The sequence below is a fragment of the Streptomyces sp. rh34 genome (assembly GCF_002551245.1).
Classification (GTDB): Bacteria; Actinomycetota; Actinomycetes; order Streptomycetales; family Streptomycetaceae; genus Streptomyces.
Genome location: NZ_NTGZ01000324.1, coordinates 1 through 7,589, shown reverse-complemented (window position 1 = coordinate 7,589; position 7,589 = coordinate 1). Strand labels below are relative to the sequence as shown.

The window sequence follows — 7,589 nt, the reverse complement described above, 5'->3', positions numbered from 1 at the left end:
CGCCACCGCCCTGGTCGCCGCCACCCTGGTCGCCGCCACCCTGGTCGCCACCGCCCTGGTCGCCGCCACCCTGGTCGCCACCGCCCTGGTCGCCGCCACCCTGGTCGCCGCCACCCTGGTCGCCACCGCCCTGGTCGCCGCCACCCTGGTCGCCGCCACCCTGGTCGCCGCCACCCTGGTCGCCACCGCCCTGGTCGCCACCGCCACCGACGTCAGCGCCACCGATGGGGTTCTCCTCGCCCCCGCCCAGCAGGCCCGTCTGGACCTCGACCTCGGCGACGCCCGTGTCGACGCCGATCTCCAGCGCCTGCGCCGCACCGGCCGCGGTCAGCGAGGCACCCGCGGCGATGACCGCACCAGCGGCGATCCGCGCGACGCGGATACGCGTCTTCTTCGTCATGTGTTGCTACCCCCAGTAGCCGATCTCGTCATTGGAGCAGCCATATGCGGGCCGTGGCCCTGCGGGGAATCGCTCTCGGCGAGTCCACGTCGTGTCGTGGTCACCTCGCCAGCCCCCCGGTTCACACCCGTCCCAGACATACGCATGCTGCTCTAGCACCCTGGCCAGAGTTAAGGATTACGTCAAGGCCGTTCCGTGCACTACACACCGGTATGGGGGTTCTTGACGGCTATTCGGAAGCCGGACTGTGACGCATCGGGCACCGGCCCTCCGTAACGAAGAACGGCCCGGACAGTCCCCTGTCCGGGCCCAATCTCCGTACCGCCGAGGCTACTTCTCGCTCTGCTTGCGCCAGCGGATGCCCGCTTCGACGAAGCCGTCGATCTCGCCGTTGAAGACCGCTTCGGGGTTACCCATCTCGAACTCCGTACGCAGGTCCTTGACCATCTGGTACGGGTGCAGGACGTACGAACGCATCTGGTTGCCCCAGGAGTTGCCGCCGTCGCCCTTGAGCGCGTTCATCTTCGCCTGCTCCTCCTGGCGGCGGCGCTCAAGGAGCTTCGCCTGGAGGACGTTCATCGCGGACGCCTTGTTCTGGATCTGCGAGCGCTCGTTCTGGCAGGAGACGACGATGCCGGTGGGCAGGTGGGTCAGCCGGACCGCGGAGTCCGTGGTGTTGACGCCCTGTCCGCCGGGGCCCGAGGAGCGGTACACGTCCACGCGCAGCTCGGACTCGTCGATCTCGATGTGGTCGGTCTGCTCGACGACCGGGAGCACCTCGACGCCCGCGAAGGACGTCTGGCGGCGGCCCTGGTTGTCGAAGGGCGAGATGCGGACCAGGCGGTGGGTTCCCTGCTCGACGGAGAGCGTGCCGTAGGCGTACGGGACCTGGACGGCGAAGGTGGTCGACTTGATGCCGGCCTCTTCCGCGTACGCGGTCTCGTAGACCTCGGTCTTGTAGTTGTGCCGCTCGGCCCAGCGGATGTACATGCGCTGGAGCTTCTCCGCGAAGTCGGCGGCGTCGACGCCGCCGGCCTCGGCCCGGATGGTCACCAGGGCCTCGCGCGCGTCGTACTCGCCGGAGAGGAGCGTGCGGACCTCCATCTCGTCCAGCGCCTTCTTCACCGACTCCAGCTCGGCCTCGGCCTCGGCCTGGGCGTCGGCGTCGCTCTCGTCCGCGGCGAGCTCGAAGAGGACTTCGAGGTCGTCGATGCGGCCGCGCAGGGTCTCGGCCTTGCGGACCTCGGCCTGGAGGTGGGAAAGCTTGCTGGTGATCTTCTGGGCCGCCTCCGGGTCGTCCCACAGGGACGGCGCCGCAGCCTGCTCCTCGAGCGCGGCGATGTCCGCCCTCAGCGCATCCAGGTCCAGGACGGCCTCGATCGACCCCATGGTCGAGGAGAGGGACTTCAGCTCTTCGGAAATATCGACGACTGCCACGGGTCCAGCGTAACGGCTGGGCGGATGAAGCTTGCCCTCACCCGGAAACCGGATGCCGGTCCGGCTCCGGGCGAGGGTTCTCGACGGCCCTGCGGCAGGGGCTCAGGCGGCTCTGTCACGGGGTCGCCGGGGCCGAGTTCTCGCTGTCCTGAGGCGCTGGGCCCCCGTCACCGCCGCCGGTGGCCAGCCAGCCGCCGACCGCGACGGCCACGCAGAGGGCGAGGGCGGCGACACCGAGGGTGATGCGGCGCTTGCGGACGGCCGCCGCCTTGTTCCGGGCGGAGCCGGGCCGGGGCCTGCCCGGGGCGCGGGGGGCGCGGGCCGTCCCGAGAGGGCCGCCCGCCAGCTCGTCCGGGGCGGGGACGCGCATGCTCGTGTGGGTGTCCCGGTTGGAGTCGGGAGCGGAGCCGGGCACCAGGGGGACCGCCCCGCGGCGGCGGGGCTCCTCGGCTGCCGGGGTGTACTGCTGTTCGTCGTAGCCGGCGGGCTGCTGGTCGTTCTCCTCCGGGCCCGGCTCGTCCACCTCCAGCGGGGGTATCCCCGCCAGCAGGGGCAGCAGATCGCGCAGCCGTACGGCCAGCTCCGAGGCGCGCAGCCGGGAGGCGGGGGCCTTGGCCAGGCACTGGACCAGGAGCTGCCAGAGCTCCTCGGGGATGCCGGGGAGCGGGACGACGGTCTCGGTGACGTGCCGGCGCAGGACCGCGCCGGGGTGGCCGCCGCCGAAGGGCGTGAATCCGGCGAGCAGCTCGTAGAGCACGGTCGCCAGGGCGTAGATGTCGACGGCGGCGCGCGGCGGGAGGCCCTCGACGATCTCGGGCGCCAGGTAGTCCGGCGTACCGATGATCTTCGTGGCCTTGGTGCGGCGCGGGGTGTCGATCAGTTTGGCGACGCCGAAGTCGGTGAGCAGGGCCGGATGCGCGCCGGCGGGGCCGAGCGGGCCCTCCATGTCGAGCAGGATGTTCTCCGGCTTGACGTCCCGGTGGACCACGTGGGCCTTGTGCGCGGCGGCGAGCCCGTCGGCGACGTCCGCGATGATCGCGACGGCGGCCTCGGGGGCGAGGCGGCGTTCGCGGTCCAGACGGGTGCGCAGGTCGGTGCCGCGTACGAGGGTCATGACCAGGGCCAGGTCGTTGCCGTCCACGACGAGGTCCCGGACGGCGACCACGTGCGGGTGGTCGAGTCCGAGCAGGGCGGTGCGCTCCTGCACGAAGCGGCCCACGAGCTCCTGGTCGGACGCGAGGTCCTCACGGAGCAGCTTGATGGCGACCGGGCCCTCGGGCCCTTCGCCGAGCCATACCGTGCCGGCGCTGCCGCGCCCCAGGATCTGGTGGGCCGTGTACCGGCTGCCGATATTCCGTGCCAAGACTGCTCCCTCAGCGGCTGGCGGTGGACCCCCGGCCGACAAAGTTACGCGGCGTTCGGGGTGTCACGTGCCCTGGATGGCACCGACCTTCACTTCTCCGGGCCGAATAGGCCCGGAGAAGTCGACAAAGGGACAGAGTTGCGGGCCGGGCCGCCTCCGGCCGTTACGGGCCCGGCCGCTCCCGGCCGTTACGGGTCGAGCCTGGCTCGGCCGTTACGGGTCGAGCCTCGCCCGGCCGTTACGGGTCAGGTCCCGCCCGGATCGCCCGTGCTGTCACCGAGGTCGGAGATCCAGCCGGTGACCGTGCCGATGGCGTCGCCGATCGCCTCCCAGTAGCCCTTGCCCTGGGCGACCCAGTCCTGGAGCGGGGTCAGCTCCCAGATGAGCCAGCCGGCGACGATCAGGAGCACCACGGTGAACAGGCAGCCCTTGAGGCAGCCGAGTCCGGGGATGCGCATCGGGTTGGCGCCGCGCTGCCGCGGCGGACGCGGCTCGCGCGGCGGACGCGCGGCCGGCTGCTGGGGCTGCTGCGGCTGCGGGGGCGGGGGAGCGTACTGCTGCCGCTGAGGCTGCTGTGGCTGAGGCTGCTGGTAGCGCTGCGGCTGGTACTGCTGTTGCTGCTGATGTTGCGGCGGGTACTGCTGGTGCTGCGGAGGCGGCTGGCGGCGCTGGGGCGGCTGCTGATGTTGCTGCTGCTGCGGCGGCGGCTGCTGGCGCTGTGGACGTCGGCGCAGGGGGTCCTGGCTCGGGTCGAGGTACTGGACCTGGGTCTGATCGTTGCGGTCGCGGGCCGCCTGGAGCTGCGACTGCCAGGGGTGCGGCCCGTCCGGCTGCGGCGGCCCGTCGGGGCGCTGCGGTACGGGCGGCAGGACGGCGGTCGGGTCGGCGTGGCCGCCGCCGGGGCCGCCCTGGCCCCCGGGGCCGGTCTGCGGGAGCACGCTGGTGGCGCCGGCGGGGTCGAAGGAGCCCGCGTTGCTCGGCAGCACCTGCGTGGGGTCGGCCGCGCCCGGGGTGTCCGGGACCGCGGTGGGCGCCGGGTCGGGGGCGAGCAGGGCGCCCACCCCTTCGGCGGCGGCGATCTGGGCGGAGTTCGCGTGGACGCCGATGCCCGAGGCGACCGTGCGCAGACCGCGGGCCAGGTTCTCGGCGCTGGGCCGCCGGTCCGGGTCCTTGCTCAGGCAGCGCTCTATGACCGTCCACAGCGGGGCCGGGACGTTGGAGGGGCGGCTGGGCTCCTCGCTGAGGTGCCGGTGCAGGACCTCCAGGGCGGTGCCCCCGGCGAACGGCGGGCGGCCGGTGACCAGCTCGTACAGCAGGATGCCCGCGCCGTAGATGTCGACGGCGGAGGTCTGCGGGCGGCCCTCGGCGGACTCCGGCGCCACGTAGGCGGGCGTGCCGACGAACTCGTGGGTCCGGGTCAGGCCGGGGGAGTCGGCCAGGCGCGCGATGCCGAAGTCGGTGAGCATCGGATGCATCTGGCCGTCGCGCTCGTCGACGAGCACGTTGGCCGGCTTGAGGTCGCGGTGGACGACGCCGTCGGCGTGGCTGGCGGCGAGCGCGTCCGCGATCTGCGCGGTGAGCAGGGAAGCGGCGACCGGGGTGAGCGGGCCGTTCTCGCGGAGATAGCGGTGCAGGTCGGGGCCGTCGATCAGGTCCATGACCAGGGCGAGGAGATCGCCCTCGACGACGAGGTCCCGGGTGCGCACGATGTTGGGGTGCGTGAGCCTCAGCAGGACGGAGCGCTCCCGCAGGAACCGCATCACGACATCGGCGTCGTTGGCCAGCTCCTCCTTGAGGACCTTGATGGCCACGGTCTCGCCGGGCTGACCCGCGACGGCTGCCTCGGCGCCCGCGGTCTCCCGCTGGCGGGCTCGCCAGACGGTGCCCGTGGCGCCGCGTCCGAGCGGCTCCTCGAGCAGGTACTTGCTGCCTACCGGCCGCACGTCATGCGCTCCCTGCTGATCGTGGTGCTTGCGGTCCCCCAGGGGGTGTCCTGTCGCTCCCTGGGCCCGTCCGAATGTTCCGGCCCACTGTAATGCCGCCGAACGGGGCACCGGGGGCTCACGTTTCGGGGGAAGACGCGCGGACGGGCTGGAAGGTTGCCGCACGGCTGACCACGGACCGGTCGGATGTTCGGTCGCGGCAGCGGATTTCCGTCCGGCATCCGGCAGACAGCTGCCGGGAAAACCCTCCGAGCGGCGGGATCCGGACGCAAGCAGGCACTTTTGCGCCCACAGCCGACCATTCAAGATCATTTAAAGGTGACCGCCGGGCGTGTTGTCAGTGGCAGGTGCGAGGATGCCTCCAGCACGGATCTGCGAGGTCGGAATCTCGCGGTGCGTGACGACCTGTACGGACGACGTGTCCGTGCCGGGTGGGGGGAATCACAGGGCGTTTCCCCTGCCGGGCACCCCCGCGCAGAAGGGACCGCTGACGGCGATGCAGATCCGGCTGACCGTCCTCGCGCCGCGCAGCGGCCAGACCCCGGCGCGCACCTGCGACGTGCTCGTCACCGCCCCCGCCGGGACGGCGCTGGCCGCCGTCGCCTCCCAGCTGGCCGCCGCCGTGTCGGGGCCCGAGAGCTCCCAGGGCGGCGGGGCGGTCGTGCTCTTCGCCGGACGGGAGCGGCTGGACGGGCACCGCATCGCGCTGGGCGAACCGCCCCTGGTGGACGGCGCGGTCCTCTCGCTCCAGGTCCCCGGCGACGACGAGGCGACGGACGACGCCGTTCCGGCCCAGCTCCATGTGGTGGCGGGTCCGGACGCGGGCGGCGTCCACCTGCTGCACGGCGGGCAGATCCGGATCGGCCGCTCCGCCGACGCGGACGTCCCGCTCGACGACCCGGATGTCTCCCGGCTGCACTGCGCGGTGACGGTCTCCGACGACGGCCGGGTCTCGGTCGCCGACCTCGGTTCGACGAACGGCACCTCGCTGGACGGCGTCGAGGTGCGCGAGCGGCCGGTCCGCCTCGTCCCCGGCGCGTTGCTGCGGCTCGGCGAGTCCGCCCTCCGCCTCACGGCGGGCTCCCGGCCCCCGACGCTGCCGACCGCCCCGGACGGCGAGGGGCACCTGCGGGTGACCCGCGCCGAGACGGGGACTCCCGCCCCGGGCCACGGCACCGCCGCGCCCCTCTCCGCGCACACCCCCGACCACGGCGGCCAGGGTCACGGCGCACCGGCCTCCCCGTTCCCCGCTTCCGCTTCCGCCGCCGGTTCCCTGGCGTCCTCCGGGCCCCACGGCGGCTCCGGGGCCCCGGGTTCCGCCCCGGACGAGGCCTCCCGGCCGGAGCACGCCGAGGCCGGGCCGGGCACGTATCCGGGACACGACACCCACGCCCTGGGAGAGGGGTTCGCCGACGCCCCGGCGCCCCGGCGCGGCATAGGAGCGTGGGCGAGGCGGCTCAAGGGCGGCGCGAAGGGCGAGCAGGCGGCGGGCCCGGAGACCGGGGCGGGCGTCCGGGGCGACACGTACGGCGGCTCCCGCGCCCCGGACGGCCCGAGGGCGTACGGCTCATCGGCATACGGACCGTCGGCGCCCGGATCATCGGCATCCGGATCCGGCGCGTACGGCTCCGCGGCCGGGCACCACGACTTCCCGGGCGGTTCCCACGATCCGTCCGGCGGCCCGTCGGGGTCCGGGCACCTCTCCTCCCCGGCCTCCCCCGGCTCCCCCTTCTCCGCGCTGCCCTCCGCCCCCGAGGGCACCTGGCCGGATCCGGCCGCCGTGCTGCTGACCGCGCTCGGCCCCGGACCCCGGCTCTGGGAACGCCGGCCGGGGCACCCGGAGGCGCTGGTGGTGCGGCTCGGCACGACCGACCGGGCCGAGGTGCCCGCCGTGCCGGTGACCGTGGGACTGCGGGAGGCCGGTTCGCTGGGGCTGGCCGGTCCGCGCGCCCGGCTGGCGGGACTGGCCCGCGCGACGGTGGCGCAGCTCGCCGCGCTGCACTCCCCGTTCGACCTGGAGATCGTCCTCATCAGCACGGACCGCTCCCGCCCGCTGGAGGAGCGGCGGCGCGAGTGGTCCTGGCTGGGGTGGCTGCCGCATCTGCGCCCGACGCACGGGCAGGACTGCCGGCTGCTCCTCGCGTACGACCGTGAGCAGGCGGCCGCCCGTACGGCCGAGCTGGTGCGCCGCCTCGACGAGGGCTCCCTCGGTCCCGGCTGGCCGCATCTGGACCGGGCCTCGGTGGCCGAGGCCGCCCGCGCCCACACGGGCCCGCACACGGTGGTCGTCCTGGACGGCGACCCCGGTACGGCGGTGCTGCGCGAGACCACGGCGCGGCTGGCCGGGGCGGGTGCGGCGGCCGGGATCCATCTGATCTGCCTCGCCGAGACCCCGGCCGCCTCCCCCGCCTCTCCGGGGGCCGCGACGTACGAGGCGGCCTGCCGG

5 protein-coding genes are annotated in these 7,589 nt (G+C 74.0%); 2 read left to right on the top strand and 3 right to left on the bottom strand.

Features of this window, described 5'->3' with window-relative positions; translation table 11 throughout:
* Positions 1 to 556 (top strand): hypothetical protein (locus CR470_RS39910; RefSeq protein ID WP_179892463.1); only part of this gene is annotated, 556 nt, incomplete at its 5' end.
* A gap of 174 nt (positions 557 to 730) precedes the next feature.
* Here the strand turns inward: CR470_RS39910 and prfB are convergent.
* From prfB to CR470_RS33995, 3 genes are all read right to left on the bottom strand, one after another.
* On the bottom strand, positions 731 to 1,837 hold the full coding sequence (prfB, locus tag CR470_RS34005) for a peptide chain release factor 2 (RefSeq protein WP_097871292.1): 1,107 nt from the start codon (positions 1,835 to 1,837) through the stop codon (positions 731 to 733).
* Between the two features lie 115 nt (positions 1,838 to 1,952).
* Positions 1,953 to 3,200 (bottom strand): serine/threonine-protein kinase, encoded by a 1,248-nt coding sequence (locus CR470_RS34000; protein ID WP_097871291.1) that lies wholly within the window; start codon positions 3,198 to 3,200, stop codon positions 1,953 to 1,955.
* A gap of 245 nt (positions 3,201 to 3,445) precedes the next feature.
* On the bottom strand, positions 3,446 to 5,143 hold the full coding sequence (locus CR470_RS33995) for a serine/threonine-protein kinase (protein ID WP_097871290.1): 1,698 nt from the start codon (positions 5,141 to 5,143) through the stop codon (positions 3,446 to 3,448).
* A 496-nt stretch (positions 5,144 to 5,639) separates the two neighbouring features.
* Between CR470_RS33995 and CR470_RS33990 the strand changes: the two genes are divergently transcribed.
* Positions 5,640 to 7,589: FHA domain-containing protein (locus tag CR470_RS33990; RefSeq protein ID WP_143663932.1), on the top strand; the 1,950-nt coding region annotated here is incomplete at its 3' end.